The sequence below is a fragment of the Allopusillimonas soli genome, assembly GCF_004153445.1.
Taxonomy (GTDB): Bacteria; Pseudomonadota; Gammaproteobacteria; order Burkholderiales; family Burkholderiaceae_B; genus Allopusillimonas; species Allopusillimonas soli.
This window is the reverse complement of sequence record NZ_SDQC01000001.1, coordinates 802864-820703: the sequence shown is the minus strand read 5'-3', so window position 1 is coordinate 820703 and position 17840 is coordinate 802864. Positions and strand designations below refer to the sequence as shown.

General features: G+C 59.8%; 19 protein-coding genes. 7 read left to right on the top strand and 12 right to left on the bottom strand.

Features of this window, described 5'->3' with window-relative positions:
- Positions 1-10 precede the first annotated feature (10 nt).
- Positions 11-988: a Bug family tripartite tricarboxylate transporter substrate binding protein gene (locus ERD78_RS03845; RefSeq protein ID WP_129967912.1), complete on the bottom strand. Its 978-nt coding sequence runs from the start codon at positions 986-988 to the stop codon at positions 11-13.
- Between the two features lie 42 nt (positions 989-1030).
- Positions 1031-2497 (bottom strand): sulfatase family protein, encoded by a 1467-nt coding sequence (locus tag ERD78_RS03840; RefSeq protein ID WP_129967911.1) that lies wholly within the window; start codon positions 2495-2497, stop codon positions 1031-1033.
- A gap of 107 nt (positions 2498-2604) precedes the next feature.
- Between ERD78_RS03840 and ERD78_RS03835 the strand changes: the two genes are divergently transcribed.
- Positions 2605-3405 (top strand): GntR family transcriptional regulator, encoded by an 801-nt coding sequence (locus ERD78_RS03835; protein ID WP_129967910.1) that lies wholly within the window; start codon positions 2605-2607, stop codon positions 3403-3405.
- A gap of 22 nt (positions 3406-3427) precedes the next feature.
- Here the strand turns inward: ERD78_RS03835 and ERD78_RS03830 are convergent, their stop codons facing one another.
- Complete coding sequence (locus ERD78_RS03830; protein ID WP_129967909.1) at positions 3428-3757, bottom strand: YegP family protein; 330 nt, start codon at positions 3755-3757, stop codon at positions 3428-3430.
- Positions 3758-4001: 244 nt separating this feature from the next.
- Between ERD78_RS03830 and ERD78_RS03825 the strand changes: the two genes are divergently transcribed.
- The 6 genes from ERD78_RS03825 to ERD78_RS03800 are packed head-to-tail and all read left to right on the top strand — an operon-like array spanning position 4002 to position 8855.
- Positions 4002-4754, top strand: a complete 753-nt coding sequence (locus tag ERD78_RS03825; RefSeq protein ID WP_129967908.1) for an IclR family transcriptional regulator — start codon at positions 4002-4004, stop codon at positions 4752-4754.
- A 45-nt stretch (positions 4755-4799) separates the two neighbouring features.
- Positions 4800-5546 carry a transporter substrate-binding domain-containing protein gene (locus ERD78_RS03820; protein ID WP_129967907.1) on the top strand — a complete coding sequence of 249 codons (747 nt, stop codon included), beginning with the start codon at positions 4800-4802 and terminating at the stop codon, positions 5544-5546.
- A complete protein-coding gene (locus ERD78_RS03815; protein WP_129967906.1) occupies positions 5543-6211 on the top strand; it encodes an amino acid ABC transporter permease in 669 nt (222 codons plus the stop codon). Before ERD78_RS03820 ends, ERD78_RS03815 begins: the two co-directional genes overlap by 4 nt.
- Positions 6208-6987, top strand: coding sequence for an amino acid ABC transporter ATP-binding protein (locus tag ERD78_RS03810; RefSeq protein WP_129967905.1), 780 nt, complete (start codon positions 6208-6210; stop codon positions 6985-6987). Before ERD78_RS03815 ends, ERD78_RS03810 begins: the two co-directional genes overlap by 4 nt.
- Positions 6984-7919 carry a formimidoylglutamase gene (gene hutG / locus ERD78_RS03805; protein ID WP_218940752.1) on the top strand — a complete coding sequence of 312 codons (936 nt, stop codon included), beginning with the start codon at positions 6984-6986 and terminating at the stop codon, positions 7917-7919. Before ERD78_RS03810 ends, hutG begins: the two co-directional genes overlap by 4 nt.
- A gap of 54 nt (positions 7920-7973) precedes the next feature.
- Entirely contained in the window at positions 7974-8855 is an 882-nt protein-coding gene (locus tag ERD78_RS03800) for a LysR substrate-binding domain-containing protein (protein WP_129967903.1), read from the top strand.
- On the opposite strand, the gene ERD78_RS03795 is transcribed toward ERD78_RS03800, so the two are convergent.
- From ERD78_RS03795 to ERD78_RS03755, 9 genes are all read right to left on the bottom strand, one after another.
- Positions 8852-9865 (bottom strand): Bug family tripartite tricarboxylate transporter substrate binding protein, encoded by a 1014-nt coding sequence (locus ERD78_RS03795; protein ID WP_167668830.1) that lies wholly within the window; start codon positions 9863-9865, stop codon positions 8852-8854. The genes ERD78_RS03800 and ERD78_RS03795 overlap by 4 nt on opposite strands.
- Before the next feature lie 2 nt (positions 9866-9867).
- Entirely contained in the window at positions 9868-10164 is a 297-nt protein-coding gene (locus tag ERD78_RS03790) for a DUF3303 domain-containing protein (RefSeq protein ID WP_129967901.1), read from the bottom strand.
- A gap of 21 nt (positions 10165-10185) precedes the next feature.
- Positions 10186-11151, bottom strand: coding sequence for a Bug family tripartite tricarboxylate transporter substrate binding protein (locus ERD78_RS03785; protein WP_167668829.1), 966 nt, complete (start codon positions 11149-11151; stop codon positions 10186-10188).
- Entirely contained in the window at positions 11144-12046 is a 903-nt protein-coding gene (locus ERD78_RS03780; protein ID WP_129967899.1) for an amidohydrolase family protein, read from the bottom strand. The genes ERD78_RS03785 and ERD78_RS03780 overlap by 8 nt, the downstream gene beginning before the upstream one ends.
- A 12-nt stretch (positions 12047-12058) precedes the next feature.
- A complete protein-coding gene (locus ERD78_RS03775) occupies positions 12059-12847 on the bottom strand; it encodes a class II aldolase/adducin family protein (RefSeq protein WP_129968338.1) in 789 nt (262 codons plus the stop codon).
- Between the two features lie 355 nt (positions 12848-13202).
- Complete coding sequence (locus ERD78_RS03770; RefSeq protein ID WP_129967898.1) at positions 13203-14423, bottom strand: ABC transporter substrate-binding protein; 1221 nt, start codon at positions 14421-14423, stop codon at positions 13203-13205.
- A 19-nt stretch (positions 14424-14442) separates the two neighbouring features.
- On the bottom strand, positions 14443-15216 hold the full coding sequence (locus ERD78_RS03765) for an SDR family oxidoreductase (protein WP_129967897.1): 774 nt from the start codon (positions 15214-15216) through the stop codon (positions 14443-14445).
- Positions 15217-15320: 104 nt separating this feature from the next.
- Positions 15321-16148, bottom strand: coding sequence for an enoyl-CoA hydratase/isomerase family protein (locus ERD78_RS03760; RefSeq protein WP_129967896.1), 828 nt, complete (start codon positions 16146-16148; stop codon positions 15321-15323).
- Positions 16149-16241: 93 nt separating this feature from the next.
- The gene (locus tag ERD78_RS03755) at positions 16242-17795 is read right to left on the bottom strand and encodes an AMP-binding protein (protein WP_129967895.1); all 1554 of its coding nucleotides are present in this window, start codon (positions 17793-17795) and stop codon (positions 16242-16244) included.
- Between the last annotated feature and the right edge of the window lie 45 nt (positions 17796-17840).

Below are 17840 nucleotides of genomic sequence, written 5' to 3'. Positions count from 1 at the left end.
CCGAGTGTGGTTAGTTGATGTGAATACCGCTGCGCTTCTGCACGGCTTCATACCGCTCGCGCTCCTCTCGCAAGAATTGCGCGAACTCGGCAGGCGTGTTGCCTACAGGCTCCACACCTTTTTGCTGAAGCTGGGCCTTGATTTCTGGCTGCCGGACCACTTCGCCCACCCATTGCGCCATCTTTTCCAGGATGGCGGGATCGGTTCCTTTCGGCGCATAAATGCCGTACCAGTTTGTGAAACGATATTTGGCATATCCGTCGAGTTCCGACACAGCCGGCACGTCGGGCAGCACACTGGAGCGGCGCTCGCTGGTCACGGCGACGATGCGCAGTTTGCCGGTCTGATGCAGATTGATGACGGGCGGCATACCCACGATGGCCATGGGTATCTGGTCGCCGAGCAGGTCTGTGATTGCCGGCGCGGCGCCACGATAGGCTACGTGCATGATATTGGTGCCCGCGACCAGATTCAGCGACTCCCCAGCGAACTGCATGGTGCTGCCGACGCCGGGCGTGCCGTAGGACATGGGCTCGCTTTTGGACAGCGCGAGCAACTCGGGCAGCGTCTTGGCGGGCACTGAAGGGTGAACGGTGATGGCAAGCGGTGTTTCGCCTACCAGGGTAATGGGCAGAAGATCCGTTTTGGGGTCATAGGCTGTCTTCTGCCCAGCAATCTGGCCAACCAGCACTTCCGCGGGAGAAGCGACAAGCAGGGTATAGCCGTCGGGAGCGCTGCGGGCAACGGTTTGCGCGCCGATGGTTCCCGACGCGCCTGTCTTGTTCTCGACAATGAATTCCTGGCCCGTCCTCTTTGATAATTCGCTGGCAATCAATCGCGTCGAAAAATCTGTGCCGCCGCCCGCCGGGTAGGGCACAATCAAACGGACAGCCTGCTGCGGCCATGCGCCGCTTGCCACGGCGGGATGCAGCGTGGCCGCGAGCGCCAGCGCACACAGTGCGCCCAGGCATTGATGGATTTTGAGCATGTTTGTCTCCTTGTCGTTTTAATAAACAGTCAGCAAGGCCGGCTACAAGAAATCGGCGGCGCACCCCGGCGCGGGTGTGAAACCCAAATCGCCCCGCGCAATCACGGCCTCTCGCCCGCCGTTCCGGGCAAGCAACTCGGCTTGGCGCTGCTTTGCGAGCGCGTCGACGGCATCGGGATCGCACAATGTGCACAGCTGTTCGTGGCACTGTGCCAATATCGGCGCGTAATCAGGATTTTGGCCCAGGTCCTCGAGCTCCTCGGGATCCCGCTGCAGGTCGAAGAGCTGCGATGGGTAGTCGGGATGCGCGTAGTACACATACTTGTAGGGCCCGTTGCGAACGGCGAATGCCCCCACGGTGGAGCCCATGCCGTGATACTCCGACAGCACAGGACGGTCGGGCTTCTGCCCCGAGATGATCTCCGCCAGATTGACGCCGGGCAGATCCAGCAGGTCATCAGGCAGTGTTTCTCCCACGCAACGCATGATTGTGGGAAAACAATCCACATGACTGACCGGCGTGTCTATAACCCGGCCGACGGGAACATCCGGGCCGCTTAGTATGAGCGGCACGGCTGCCGTTTCGTCGTACATCGTGGACTTGCCCCACAGCCCTCGCGTACCCAGATTGTCTCCGTGGTCGCTCGTGTACATGACGCGCGTGTTGGCAGCCAGCCCTGTTTCTTGCAGCACGCCCAATATTTTTCCGATTTGTTCGTCGAGGAACGATACAAGACCGAAATACCCCGCAAGGGCGCGCTTCACATCCGCAGGCGTTTCAAAATAATCGTCGTAGCAGAAGCTGTTGCGGTAGTCATTGAGATAGGGATGCTGGGACCTGAGTTCTTCCTCGTACAGCTTGGGCATGGGCAGGTCCCGATTCCAGTAGCGGTAGAAATGTTCCGGAGGCGCGGTGAGCGGAAAGTGCGGCGCCACGAACGATACGAACAGCACCCATGGCTTTTCGCGGCTACGCTGGCCTTGTTCGCGCAGCCATATCTGTGCCCGGGCACAGATATCGCGGTCGTAGATGGTGTAGGTGGACTCGCCGGCGCCGGCCATGGACGCCATCTTTCTGGCGCCGCCGCGCCGAGGCAGGTCCTGGCGGATCAAACCCATGAGGTCGCCCTTGCCTTCGATGATATGCATGGGTATCTGCTCCTCGGTAAACCCATGATCCTCGTGTGGCGACTTGAAGTGCAGCTTTCCGATGGACACGACATCGTGTCCCGTGCTCCGCAAGACATGGTGCCAGGATGGAACCGATCCATCGTAGGCATCGGCATTGTCCCAGAATCCGATCTGGTGAATATACTTGCCGCAGGCAAACGCAGCCCGTGCCGGAATGCATACGGGACTGGCCGTGTAGGCGCTGGAGAAGCGCGTGCCTGTTGCGGCCAGCTTGTCGATGTGCGGTGTTTGCACAATAGGATGCCCGGAACAGCCCATGATCTTGGGGTTGTGTTCATCGGACATGATGATGACGAGATTTTCGGGTTTCATTGGCAGCCTCAGTTCTATATATCTACAATACTATATAGAACTAAAGAAATGCAAGTATAGTAATTCTTGCATAATATGGCGAAGGCCCAGTCCCTAAACCTCATCCAAAGCAAATGACACAGCCTTCCGAAGCTTTTCTAGATGTTCTTGCCCGCCGTCTGGCGCATTATGCGCGGCCCGGCTTGCCCAAATACATGGTCTTGCGGGATGCCGTGTCGGGTGTGATCGCAACGGGGGCAATTGCGTCTGGTACGCGCCTGCCGACGGAGTCGGAGTGGGCCCGTCAGCTGCCTTTGAGCCTGGGCACCATCCAGCGCGCCTTGCGCATGCTGGCCGAGGATGGCGTGGTCATGCGCAAGCAAGGGGACGGCACTTACGTCGCCGGGGACGAAAGCGGCACAATGCATGCGCCCATGCACTGCAGGTTCCTCAATGACGACGCAAGCGGTTACTTGCCTGTATATCCCAAGATATTGTCGCGCTATCAGGCGGCGGAGCATGGGCGCTGGACGCCGCACTTGGGATGCGAAAGATCATTGTGCATTGAGCGGCAACTGGATATCGGACACGAGTTCTCGATATTTTCCCGTTTTTATATAGATCCCGAACGCGTGCCCACTTTCTCGCGCCTGAGCCTGCCCAGGCTTGCCTCTGAGAATTTCAAGGAAATCATTGTGCGGGAAACGGCGCAGACGATAGGCCGTATCAACCAGTTTCTCGTGAGCGCGACTTTTGACGCCAGGATGGCATCAGTGCTGAATGTGCGGGCCGACAGCGCGGGCCAGTGCTTGATAATCTTCGCGTATCTGGGAAAGGAAAATCCCATTTATTACCAGGAACTGTACATTCCACCCAACAACCGCGTCCATCATTTGTCCAACGATGCACGCGAGGAAGCCGCATTCGAATACTGAATGCGGCTGGGAGCGCTTGCGCTCAGGTGTTGTCCTTGACCTTGGCGTCGGGGCCGTTTTTCTTCACGGACTCAATGCCATTGTTCATTGCCGCCGTGCCGGAATACGTTTCGCTGCGGCCGATTTCCTGGCCATTGCTGGCGGTCAGTGTGAAATACGGATCGCCGTTCTTGTTGGCAAGGCGCTTGTAGCGGTCGTTGTTTGGCGAATTCTTTCGAACGGACTCTATGCCGTTTTCCGCGGCAGCCTTGGTTGTATACCGCTCGCTGGTCAAAATGATCTCGCCGTTGCCGGCCTTGAGATTGAACATGAATTGATCGCCGCTACGCTTCAGATCGTAAGTGCCGCTCATTTGACTATCTCCGGGTTCTTTTTATTCAGATACTGGTAATGGACTGCCATCAGCCCAGCCGATGATATCCCGGTAATGCACGTCCGAAGTTTACGAATGGTTAATTTGCCGGTGAAATTAAGTAATTTCCCTAATCATTATCAATACATGGGAATGCAAATATCTGATTTTGAGAAACACCCGCTAAAGTAGGCCATTGCATTCTCACTGGCCAATATCGGCCAATTCAGGATTCGATTTATACATGGACGAGGCGGCAATCAAGGGCGGCGCAGACCGCGTTCTGTACGTGCTGGCCACATTGGCCAGGCTGGAGCGCCCGGTTGCCATGCCTGAACTGGTCGAACTGACCGGGTTGGCCCAGAGCACCTTGTACCGGCAGCTTGCGCTGCTCAAGCGCTGGGGCTTTGTCATAGGCGACAACAGCGCCTATTCGCCCGGACCCATGTGTGTGCCGCTGGCCTGGGGGTTTGACCAATCGTCTTTTCTCCGCCGCGAAGCGCACGATCAGCTCGATGCGCTTTCACGCGAATCGGGTGAGTCCATCGGGCTGCTGGTTGCCGCCAAGGACCAGGTGGTTTGCCTGGACATGGTGGAAAGCTCCCACTCGCTGCGCTGTTCGTTCCAGAAGGGGCGCAGCCTGCCATTGTCCAGGGGGGCGTCCGCCAAGGCGCTGCTTGCATTCATGAGTGCGGCGCAACAAGCTGCGACGCTCCAGCGTCTCTACGGGGAGGCACCGCAGGACGCACCGGCGCGGACGGCGCTTGCGCAGCAATTGATCCAGATCAGGGCCCAGGGCTATGCCATCTCCGATGGCGAGGTCGACACCGGGATATGGGGCGTGAGCGCCCCCATCTTCCAGCAGCCCGGCAGGCATGCCACGGCGGTAATCACCTTGATGGCGCCAAGCACCCGTGTGCGGGACCGGACACAAGGCTTCGTAGGTCTGACCGTTCAGGCGGCCTCGCACATCTCTCAGCGGCTGCAGAGCCTCTGATTTGCAACATCCATCCAACCTGCAGCAGACACCAAAGGACTGACCATGAAAACTTCGAAATACCTGATGAGCGGCCTGCTGGCCGCGGCGCTCGCCACCCTGGCTCCCGCCAGCCAGGCTGCGGGCGACACGATACGCATCGTGACAGACCCCACGTTTCCGCCCATGGAAATGACGATAGACGGGAAGCGAACCGGTTTTGACATCGAAATGACCGAGGCATTGGCCAAGGCCATGGGCAAGACCGTAGCGTGGACCGACATTGATTTCAAGGGCCTTATCCCAGCCGTGCTATCGGGTCGTGCCGACGCGGCGATGTCGGCCATCTATATTACTGACAAGCGCAAGCAGGCTGTTGACTTTACCGATTCCTATTACGCCGGCGGCCTCGTGGTGCTTACCAAGGACGACAGTCCCATCAAGACGCTGAAGGACCTGGATGGCAAGCGGGTTACCGTGCAGGTCGGCACCAAGTCGGTTGGCTACTTGCAGGAACACTTCCCGAAGGTGCACCGTGTCGAGGTCGAGAAGAACCAAGAGATGTTCAATCTGGTTGGGGTGGGACGCGCGGACGCCGCAGTGACTGGAAAGCCTGCCGCCAAGCTTTATGCACAACAGAACCCGGGGTTCAAGGTTCTGGATGAGCAGATCACCACCGAAGCCTATGGCATTGCAGTCAGCAAGAACGAGCCCGAACTGACCAAGGCGTTCAATCAGGCGCTCAAGACCATCAAGGAAAATGGGGAGTACGACAAGCTCATCCAGAAGTGGTTTGAGGGTAAAAAACCATGAACTTCGACTTCACGCCGGTTCTTGCCGATTGGTCCGCCCTGATGCAGGGCGCTTCGGTCACCGTGGAGGTGACCGTTTGCGCACTCGTGCTGTCTTGCTGCCTGGGCTTGTTGATTGGCATAGGCCGTCTGAATCCTGAACGCCGCTTCGTGTATGGATGCTGTAGCGTCTATCTGTCATGCTTTCGCGGCACCCCGCTGCTGGTGCAACTGTTCATATGGTTCTTCGGCCTGCCGCGCTTTGGCATTCTGCTGCCCGCGTTTGTATGCGGTGTGCTGGGGCTGGGCATGTACTCCGCCTCCTATGTGTCGGAGGTGGTGCGCGGCGCCATTCAGTCGGTGGATCGCGGCCAGCGTGAGGCGGCCCGCTCGCTGGGTATGTCGGGCAGGCAGGCCATGATGAAGATCATTCTTCCGCAGGCTTTCGTGCGGATGATCCCGCCGTTGGGCAATGAATTCATCGCCTTGATCAAGAATTCGGCGCTCGTTTCCCTGGTGACGATTCATGACCTCATGCATGAAGGGCAGAAAATCATCAGTGTGTCCTATCGTTCCCTGGAAACCTATCTTGTGATCGCACTGATTTATTGGATACTCACAAGCGTCACGACGCTGGTGCTGCGCCGCGTGGAATTGCGTCTGCAGGCGGGAGGAATGGTTCAATGAACGCACCCGCCATGATCAGAATAAGCCAGCTGCATAAGTCCTATGCCGACAACGATGTGCTGAAGGGCATAGACCTGGAGGTGGATCAGTCCCAGGTCGTGGTCGTTATCGGGCCCAGCGGGTCGGGCAAGAGCACTTTGCTGCGTTGCTGCAACGGCCTGGAGGTGGCGCAGCGGGGCACGATAGAAATCTGTGGAGAACGCCTGCTTGACCACGGCACGCTGCTTGCCGAGAAGGCGTTGAACAGGCTGCGGACGCAGGTCGGGATGGTATTTCAGTCCTTTAATCTTTTCCCGCATCTCAGCGTGCTGGACAACGTAACGATTGGTCCGCGCACCCTGCGCGGCATGCGCGCGGAACAGGCCAATGAGCAGGGCGAGGCGCTGTTGGCGAAGGTGGGCTTGGCCGCCAAGGCAACGGCCATGCCCAACAGTCTGTCGGGCGGGCAGAAGCAGCGCGTGGCGATCGCGCGCGCCCTGGCCATGGAGCCCCGGGTCATGCTGTTCGACGAGCCGACATCCGCACTCGATCCGGAACTGGTGGGCGAGGTGCTTCAGGTGATGAAGCTGCTGGCCAAGGAGGGTATGACCATGATGGTGGTAACCCATGAAATGGGTTTTGCGCGCGACATGGCTGACCGCGTGGTGGTGATGGACCAGGGCAGCATTATTGAAGCGGATACGCCAGATGTCATTTTTTCCAGGCCCAAGGAGGAACGCACGCGCTCCTTTTTGCAAGCAGTGCTAAACAGCGTGCCTCTTGGAGCATCGAGTTGAATCACAATACTGCTTGGCAAGGGCGGGATGACTCTGCGGAGCGGGGGGATACGCGTCGCCTTTTTCATATTGTCCGCGAGTCCGACGCGGGGTTTGGTCCTGGCGACATGGTGTTGCTGGGTTTCGCATGCGATGACGGTGTGCGGCGCAATCATGGCCGGCCGGGAGCGCGGCATGGGCCGGCTGCGATTCGCCGTATGGTGGCGGGGCTGCCGGCGCACGACCTTTCGCCATTCTGGGATGCCGGCGATGTCGTCTGCGAAGACGGCGATATCGAAGCGGCGCAAAACCGGCTTGCCGTTCACATCGCGCGGGTGCTGGATGCTGGCGCGCTGCCTCTTACGCTAGGGGGAGGCCACGAGGTTGCCTGGGGGAGTTTTCAAGGGCTTGCCATGCACCTGGAGGCGCAGGCATCTGCCGCGCACGGCAACATTCTGGTGCTCAACCTGGACGCGCATTTCGATCTGCGCACCAGCCGGCCAGGTTCGTCGGGCACGCCTTTCGACCAGATTCTCGAACAGGCCCGCCGGCAGGGCCTGCCGGTGCATTACGCCTGTCTGGGCATTGCCCGTACGGGCAACACGCGCGCCCTGTTCGACCATGCCGATGCGCTCGGCGTCACGTATTTCGAGGATACGGCCATGCAGGAATCTTGCCTGGCCCAACGCCTGGATGATGTGCAGGGTTTGCTGGCACAGGCCGACATTGTCTATCTGACCATAGACCTCGACGTCTTGCCGGCAGGGGTGGTGCCAGGTGTGTCCGCGCCGGCGGTGTTGGGTGTGCCTTTGCATGTTGTCGAGACGCTGGTCCGGGCTGTCAAGGATTCGGGCAAGCTGCGCCTCGCCGATATCGCGGAAATGAACCCTGATTTTGATCGAGACAATCAGACTGCCAGAGTGGCGGCGAGATTGGTGTGGAATCTGCTTTAGTTGACGGCATACATGCATTAGGATGGTGCGGTGTACTTTCCATGCCTGTTTGCCATGAATCCGCATCTACCGCCACTCAATCCCCTGCGCGTATTCGAATGCGTGGTGCGCCAGCAAAGTTTCACAGCGGCCGCCAGGGAACTGCACATCACGCAAGGTGCTGTCAGCCACCAGATACGCGCCCTCGAGAACTGGCTGGGGTTCAAGTTATTTGAAAGAACCGGCGGACAGTTGCGGCCCACGGGTGGCGCGGCCATCTATGCCAGGGCGCTGGACGGCGCTTTCAAGGACATTGTCCGGGCCACGCAGGAGCTGGCCTCCACAGGCGCCCAGCAGGTTCTGATTGTCAGGGGCCACACAACTTTTTTCACGCACTGGCTCATCCCCTTGCTGCCGGCATTCCAGAAGGCGCACCCCGAAATCAGGCTGCGACTGGCCACAAATGTGGAATGGGTGGACTTCAGCCGCGATCAGGCCGATGTAGGCATACGCTATGGCGATGGCAAATGGGAGAACCTGTGCTGCGATCTGTTGTTCAGCGATGAACTGACTCCGGTCATGGCGCCGGAATTGGCGGCGGCGCTCCCTCGTCCCTGTCCCCTGGAGGCACTGCTCGCGCTACCGCTGCTGCACTCGAATCGGCGTCCTGATCGCTGGCCGGATTGGATACGTGCGGCGAAGGGGAAGCGGGCCTTTTGCGCCGGCGACATGTATTACGAAGATCTCAGTATTATCTACGAATGCGCCATGCAGGGGCTGGGCGTGGCGCTGGGCCAGATGCGCTACCTGCAAGGCGAATTGGCACAGGGCAAGCTGGTGGCGCCTTATCCCTTTGTGCTGCGGCGCGCACTGGGGTACTACCTGGTATGTCCGCAGTCGCAGGCGAACGACAGCAAAATCGCCTGCTTCCGCAACTGGTTGCTGGCGCAGGTCTAATTGCGCTTGATGCCGGCTTCCTTGATGACCTTGGCCCACCTGCGGCTGTCCGATTTCATGAGCGCTTCGAAGTCTTCCGGTGTGCCGGGCGTCACGGTCGCTCCCATCTGTGCCAGCTTCTGGCTGATGGCAGGATCCGCCTGCACCTCGCGTATCGCCGTGTTGATCTTGTCGACAATGGGCCGCGGTGTTTCCGCCGGGACCGCAATGCCGAACCAATTGGTCACGTCATAGCCTTGCAGGCCCGCCTCCTGCATGGTCGGTACATCCGGAAGCAACTGCGAGCGCTTGCTGCCCAGGACGGCGAGCGCTCGCAGCTTGCCCGCCTTGATATAGGGCAGGGCCTGCACCAGACTGTCGAATGTCAGCGACACTTGTCCGCCCAGCAGGTCGGTGAAGCTCGGTCCGCTGCCCTTATAAGGTATGTGCACCAGCTTCACGCCAGCCATCTCATTGAATAGCGACCCCGCCAGATGAGGTGCGCCGCCCACGCCCGAGGATGAGTAGTTGATCTGGCCCGGCTTCTTCTTCGCAAGCGCAATGAGCTCCTTCACATTATGCACAGGCAGGGAAGGGTTCGTGACAAGAACGAAATGCACGGCCACCGCTTGTGCCACTGGCTGGAACGCCGTGATGGGGTCCAGCGACATGGGGTAGAGATGCTGGTTTACCGAGAAGTTGCCCATCGTCCCCATGAATAGCGTGTAGCCATCGGGGTTGGCCCGCGCAGCGGCTTCGGTGCCAATCACACCACCCGCGCCGGCCTTGTTATCGACAATGACCTGTGTATGCCAGATGGCGCCGAGTTTGTCGGCAAAGATGCGTGCCACGATATCGGTGCCGCCGCCCGGCGGGAAGCCGACAATCATGCGTACCGGTTTGTCGGGGTAGGCGGATGCGTCTTCGGCTTGCACGACGGTCGTGAAGGCCGCTGCTACCGCACAGATGGCTGCGCTCGTGACGGCCATACGCCGTACAGCCTGCAAGGCCACGCTTGAAATGGTGTGCATGATCATACCTCCGTCCTGGTCTGCGAATTCAGGAATGCCTTGGCCGCATCGACGTCGAGCAGGGGGTACACATCCATGTGGGCGGGAATGATATCGGCCCATTCGTTCATGAAGCGATGCAGGGTGGCTGTATCGTCCACATCGAAAAGCGCCACCGCACCTCTTCCAACACGGGCATGCACTGATCTGCAGAGCCCTTTGTCGAGCAGCGGCTGCATCCAGTCCCAATAGCGGCTGCGCATGTCGATCAGCGTCGTTGGCCGTTCCGGACGGGGGGTGCTGATAACCAGAAATAGCATGATGTCTCCTCCTTGATGGGTTTAGTTCTTTTGAGCCGTCGCCGCGATGTCGGCATATTTTTCGACCGAAGTGGCCAGGTAGCTTCCAAATGCCTGAGGCGAACTGCTCGGCATCGCTTCGATGCCCTGCTGGGCCAGGCGTTCACGCACCGCGGGTGTATTCAATACCTTGGATACCGCTGTGTGCAGCTTGGCAATGACATCATCTGGCGTGCCTGCCGGGGCAAGCAGCCCGTTGAATGTTTCGTCCTGAAATCCGGTAAGTCCGGCCTGGTCCAGCGTGGGCACGTCGGGCAGCATGGGGGAGCGCTTTAGCGTCGTAACCGCAAGGGCGCGAAGCTTGCCGGCTTTGACGTTGGGGCCCGAGGTGCTGACCTGATCGAACATGGCATCCAGTTGGCCGCTCATGACATCCAGTAGCGCTTTGCTGTTCCCTTTGTAGTAAACATGCAGAAATTCAACGTGGGCCTGGTTTCCGAAAAGTTCGGCCGCGATATAGCCCGTGGAGCCCAGGCCCGATGATCCCATGGTGAGCTGGCCGGCGCGGTTCTTCGCAGTGTCGATGAAGTGCTGGACTGTTGTCTGCGGGCTGTCGGGCGGCGTGACCAGTACCATAGGAATGCTACAGGTTTGCGTAATCGGCGCGAAATCCTGGAGCGCGTCATAGCCGGCGTTGGGCAGGAACTCGGGAACGGATGCGAAGGTGTTGGCAATGGCCAGTAGCGTGTACCCGTCCGGCTTGGCCTCCGCGACATGGCGTGTGCCGATCGTGCCGGATGCGCCTGCCTTGTTCTCGACGACAATGGGTTGTCCGAACTGTTCGGACAGGCCTTTTGCCAGGATGCGGGCAAGCATGTCCACAGTGCCGCCCGGCGCAACAGGGACCACAATGGTAATGGGGCGATCAGGATAGCTGCTGGCTGCCCCGGCTGTGGAGGCCAGTGCCATGGCGCTGGCCAGTGCCAAGCTCCTCAGAGTCCTATGCATGGTTTGTCTCCTCGATGAAGCCATATAGCCTGGCCGGATTGTCGACCAGTATTTTGCGTGCAATGGGTGTGCTGCCCGCCCAGGCGATGCACCGCCTCAGTGCGCGTAAATCGTCTTCTTGACGATTGGGCGTGATCTCGCCGGGAGGCCGCTTTGGGCCGGCGGCCGCGCCGGGGTGAGGCCAGTCGCTGCCCCAGAGCATGCGGTCGGGGTTGGCATCAATCAGTGCGCGTGCCAGGGGCTGCACGTCTGGATAATCGTTCTTGTCGGAGATGCGATAGGGCGCGGACAGCTTGACATACACCGCGCCTTTGCGCACCAGTGCAAGCAGCTCGCTGAAGCCTGGTTGTGACAGGCCCGGCTGCGCTTGGGCGCGGCCGAAGTGGTCGACCACAAGTGGAACAGGCAGGCTCTCTATCAGGCCGGATAATGCCTGCAGCACATGCAGATTGGTATAGGTCTGCACATGCCAGCCCAGCGGCTGTACAAGTTGGGCCATGGCTTCAAGCATGGGGCCCGCGGTGGCCGGGTCGCTTTCGCCGGCGGTCTCCAGATTGACGCGCACCCCGCGCACCCCCTGATGGTGCAGGCGCCAGAGATCCTGAAGCGATGCCTGGGGAGACACCACTGCCACGCCGCGTGCATGGGGCGCAAGACGGCGCAGCACATCCAGCATGCACGTGTTGTCTTCGCCATATGGGCTGGCTTGGACCACCACCGTGCGCTGCACACCCAGTGCCTCGCATAGCGCCACAAGCGCTTCGGTGCTTGCCGCCGGCGGTGTATAGGTACGATTGGGATGCAACGGATACCGTTCCGTGTCGGCATCGAATACATGGACGTGGCAATCGCAGATGCCTGATAGCGAAGGCGTATCTTCCCGGGGCTTGATCACGGTAGCCTCCCCCTAGCTCGCATAGGAAGGATAGCTGCCAGGCTCGGCATCAAGCAGGCGCAGCATGGCATGCCACTCCAGCTCGCCATAAGCACGCCGGGTTCCTGGCTGATAGAGATGTGCGGCGCGCGCAAGCGTGGCCTCATCGGGTATGCACAAGGCGTCGAGGCCGGCACCCATGGCGTCCACTTGCGCACGGCAGGCCATCTCAAGCTGATACATCAAATTGAACGCCTGGGGGACCGATGCGCCGCAGACCAGGAGTCCGTGGTTGCGTAGAATCATCGCATTGTGTTCACCCAGGTCGGCCAGCAGCCGCTTTTGCTCCTCCAGGTCGATCGCCGGTCCTTCGAAATCGTGATAAGCGATGTGACCGTGAAACCGGGAGGCTGTCTGCGTCAGCGGCAACAATCCGCAGCGCATGGCGGATACAGCCATGCCCGCGCGCGTGTGCGTATGTATGACGCAGTGCACATTCTGTCTTGCACGATGAATGCATCCATGGATAACGTAGCCGGACTTGTTTATCCCGTATGCGCTATCGGGTTTGCGGTGAATCTGTCCATCAAGGTCGATTTCCACGAGGCTGGATGCGGTAATCTCCTTGTACAGCAGGCCATACAGATTGATCAGAAGGCGGCCGCTCCGATCGGGGATCTGGCTGGTGATGTGGTTATAGATCATATCGGTCATGCCGTATCGATCCATGAGGCGATAACAGGCTGCAAGCTTGCAGCGCTCTTCCCACTCCGCATCGCTCACCTCGCTCCTGAGCGAGGGAAAATTGGTTCCGTATTGCATGTTGCTCACGCAAATGCTCCTATGCTTTACATTAAAAAAACTAATGGCAAGCGCACGCAGACCGCCGTCGCGCATATCGAGGCCTGTCTGCATGCTATGCATGAAAAAAGTATAGGCAGGGATGTGTGAAAGGGCTATCGAGATATTCTCAAGACAGCATGAGAAAAAATAATGAGGGAACTGGACGGTCGCTGATGGCGTTTCTCGCGAGCGGCGCGGACGCCGTCAGAGAGGCGATGCCGTCGAAAGAATGTGCGGGAGCCGCGCCCCGGTGTGGGCGGCCGGGGGCGGGCGTAAAGGCTGGCGCGGGACCAAGGGGCGGTGCCCTATGCCGGGCTCCGCGTTCTGGAGCTTGTTAGTGCTTGACCAGCGGGCAGGTGGATTCGGACAGCGGCTGGAAGGCTTCGTCACCTGGTATGGTGGCGATCAGCTTGTAGTAGTCCCAATCCTTGGCGGATTCTTCCGGCGATTTCACCTGCATGAGATACATGTCGTGCACCATGCGTCCATCAGCCCGGATTTTCCCGTTCTTGGCAAAGAAGTCATTGACCGGCATCTCGCGCATCTTGGCCATGACAGCCTCGGTTTGATCGGTGCCAGCCGCTGCGATCGCCTTCAGGTAGTGCATTGTTGAAGAATAATTTCCCGCCTGGATGGCGGTCGGCATCTTCTTCATACGCTGATAGAAACGCTCGGACCATTTTCGTGTTTCGTCGTTCATGTCCCAATAGAAGGCAGCCGTGAGCAACAATCCCTGCGCCTGCTCCAGTCCAACGCCATGAATGTCCGTAATGAATACGGCCAGGCCCGCAAGATGCTGTTTTGCAGGATCAACACCGAACTCGCGCGCCGCCTTGATCGAGTTGATGGTGTCTGCGCCGCCGTTGGCCAAGCCGATGATCTTGGCACCGGACGCCTTGGCGCTCAGAATGAAGGACGAAAGATCATTGGCATTGAATGGGTGGCGGGCGCTGCCGATGACCTTGCCGCCGTTGGCTTCGACCACCTTGGTGACGTCCTCCTCGATCTGTTTGCCAAACGCATAGTCGGCGGTTAGGAAATACCAGGTGTCGCCGCCGTTCTTCACGATGGCCCTGGCGGTGCCATGCGCCATGGCATAGGTATCCCATGTGTAGTGGATGCTGTTGGGCGTGCAGGCGGCATTGGTCAGCCGCGTGGTGCCGGCGCCGTTGATGATGGCGATCTTGTCCTTCTCTTTGGCGATGTCGACTGCTGCGAGCGCGGCGGCGGAGTTGGTCAGGTCGGTAATCATGTCCACTTTGTCGACGTCAAACCACTTGCGTGCCGTGCTGGACGAGATGTCGGGCTTGCTGTGGTGGTCGGCGGAAAGCACTTCGATGGGTTTGCCCAGTACCTTCCCGCCAAAATCCTCCACCGCCATTTCCACTGCGGTGACCGACCCCTGGCCGGACAAGTCGGACAGCGCGCTGCTCATGTCGGTTATCACCCCGATCCGCACGATGTCGTCGCTGATGCCGGCACCCTGTGCCGCAGGGGCTGCGAACAGAAGCAGGGCCGAGAGCGTGGCCGCCGCCGGTTTTAATTGAAATTTCATGTTTGTCTCCTATTTTTTCTTAAATGGAACTCTTGGTCAGGCCGCCATCGACGCAAATGTTTTGCCCGGTGATGTAGGCCGCATGCCGGGATGCCAGAAAGGCGCACAGCGCACCAAAATCCTTCGCGGTGCCCAGCCGCTGCATAGGGATGCTTTCGGCCATTGCCTTGCGTACGGCCTGCTCGCTCTGGCCCTGTCGCCGGACGCGATCATCGATTACGCGCTGCAGCGCGCCGGTGTCCATCAGGCCCGGCAGCAGGCCATTGACCGTGATGCCTGCAGCTGCCACTTCCCGCGCAAGCGAACCCATGGCGCCAGTCAGTCCGATGCGCAAGCTGTTTGACAATGCCATGTTGGGATACAGTTCCTTCACTACGAAGGAGGTGATGTTGATGATGCGTCCATATCCACGTTCGCGCATGCCCGGCAGCAGCGCGCGCACGATTTCGAGCGGACCCAATACATTGGTTTCGTAACTGTGGCGCCAATCGTCGAGTTTTGTTTCCTCGAACGGCGAGGCGGGCGGGCCGCCCGCATTGGTCACGATGATGGATGGCTGCCCGATGGCCAGCACACGCTCCACCAGTGCCTGGCGAGCACGCGCGTCGCCGATGTCGCCTTGTGCGAATGTGCTGCCAGCCAGTTGCGATACCGCCGTCTGGCCGCGTTCGGCGTTCCTGCCATTCAGGATCACGCGTGCTCCCGCATCGGCCAAGGCCTGTGCGCAACCCCATGCCAGCCCTTGCGTTCCGCCCAGTACTAGCGCGATTTCTCCTTTTATGCCCAGATCCATGATCTACAGTCCTCCGTTTGGTCTGTCGCCTGGCGGACAGGCTATCTGTACCGAAACCCTCGGCATGATGCCCAGGGCGTACTTGCGCGGCGCGCGTCCTGGCCCTAGAACGGGCAGGATGGATCGAAGCGCGGATTCCTGCGCTCGCGCAGCGAGGCAACACCCTCCTGCACGTCGGGCCCTGAGAATCCCATGAACTCCAGCGCCAGCGATGCATCGAAGGTGGGGCCTGCCATGCGCAGCCAGTTGTTCAGGGCGTACTTGGTCCAGCGGATGGCGGTCTGCGAGCCTGCCGCCAGGCGCTGCGCGATTTCGAAGGCCTTGCCCACCAGCTCCTGTTCCGGTACGGCCAGCGATACCAGCCCGATGCGCTCGGCCTCTGTGCCAGACACCGCATCGCATAACAGCAGGTAGTACTTGGCTTTGGCCATGCCGCACAACAGCGGCCAGACGATGGCGGAATGGTCGCCGGCGGCAACGCCCAAACGGGTGTGCCCGTCTATGATGCGCGCATTCTCCGCTGCGATGGACACATCGGCAAGCAGCCCCGCCACGAGGCCCGCGCCCACCGCTGGACCGTGCATGGCCGACACCACCGGTTTTGAACAGTTGATCACGTTGTAGACCAGGTCGCGCGCCTCGCGCCACACGCGCGCACGAACCTGGAAATCGTCGGCCATGTCCTGCACCAGGCTGAGGTCGCCCCCCGCCGAGAAACCTTTGCCTTCGCCGCGTATGATGGCCACCCGCGTTTCGGGGTCGCGGTCTATGTCGTTCCAGATGGTGGACAGCTCGCGATGCATGTCATGGTCGGCTGTGGACAGCTTCTTGTTCGCGCTTTGCGAAGCCCCCATCACCAGTTCCAATATGCCGTTGTCGTGGTGGTTGATGGTCAGCGATCTGTACTTGCTGTAGTCTGGAGTGCTGGTCATGAATAGTCCTTGCATGTGAACTGGCGGCCGCCGCCGCGGTAATCATTGCGTACCCGGGCCTTGAATATGCCTGGGCAGGTCTTCGAGGCCGGATCAGATTTTCTTGCGCTTCTGCCAGTAGGGTTCTTTCAGAATTGTTTTCTGTATCTTGCCTATGGGAGTTTTGGGGAAACTGTCCACGAACTTGATCAACCGGGGCCGCTTCAGGCGTGCCAGCCGGGCCTCGCATTGGGCTATTACCGCTTCCTCGGTCAAGGTGCGGCCAGGTTTGAGCAGAATGTACGCCGCCGGCAGCTCCCCCCAACGGTCATCCGGTATGCCGAACACGGCACATTCTGCCACCTCGTCCAATTGGTAGATGGCATCCTCGATTTCCTTGGGGTAGACATTTTCCCCGCCTGATATCAGCATATCCTTGGCCCGATCGACCAGTGTGATGAAGCCTTCCTCGTCCGACACACCTATGTCGCCGGTGAGTCCCCAACCGTTTCCGAGCTTGAAGAAGGCAGCCGTTTGCTCCGGCTCGTTGTAGTACTCCAGCATCAGGTTGTCGCCGCGCGAGGCCACCTCGCCCATCTCGCCTGGGTCGGTGCGGCTGCCGTCCGGCCGCAACACAGCCACGTCGACGTTGTAAGGCTGTTGGCCGACGCAGCCCAGCTTTTCAGGCAGGCGATACCAAGGCAGGGCGGCGATGACGCCCACCTCGGACTGTCCGTAGATCTGGGTCAGGCGCAGCCTGGGCAGGCGCTTCATCAGGTCGGCCTGTACCCAGTCGGGCATCGGGGCACCGGCAAAAGACAGCTTGGTCCAGCTGTCCAGGCCCATTGTTTCCAGATCGGGCAGCGTAGCCAGGGCATTGGCTTGTGTGGGTACCATGAAGGTGGCCGTGACGCCTTCGTCCCGTACTGCCTGGATGAAATTTTCGGTGCTCCAGGGCGTGACGAACACAGTGGACGCACCGGCGAGAATGGCCGGCTGGAACATGATGTTGAGCGCCGCCACATGGAAAAGAGGCGTGACAATAGCCACCACGTCACGCGGGCCGATGTTTTCTTCGACCATGACCGTATGCGCCGTGACATCCCGTGCGCGATGACTGGCCAGCACACCCTTGGGACGCCCGGTGGTGCCGCCGGTGTAGGTCATGCAGAAGGCGTCGTCCTCGCAAAGCACGATGTCGGGCGGTGTATCGGGCTGGCCGTGGATGAAGGCATCGAAGCTGACTGTACCGGCATCCACGCCGCTGGAGCCGATCATGACATAGTGTCCTATGCCGGGGCATTGCGCGCGCACGGCGGCTACCTTGTCGGCCAATGCGGCGTCGAAGATAAGCACTTCGGTATCGGATTTATTCAAGGTCCACGCCAGCTCGTCGGGCGCATACAGAACGGAAATATTGTTGAGTACGCAGCCCGTGCGCGCCACGCCGAAAAAGACGGCGCCGTATTCCGGCAGATTGCGCGCCAGCATGGATACCTTGGCGCCTTTTTCCAGGCCGAGGTCGAGCAGTGCGTGTGCAAGCTGGTTTGCCTGCGCATCCAGGTGCGCGTAACTGACCTGTGCGCGCCTGTCGGGCCCGCGATAGGTAATGGCAATTTTACGCGGGAAGCGGACTGCGGAACGCCGCAGCATGTCTCCTGTAAGCATGATTCCGCCTTTTCTGAATTATGGAAACAGTTTTCGCTAATCATA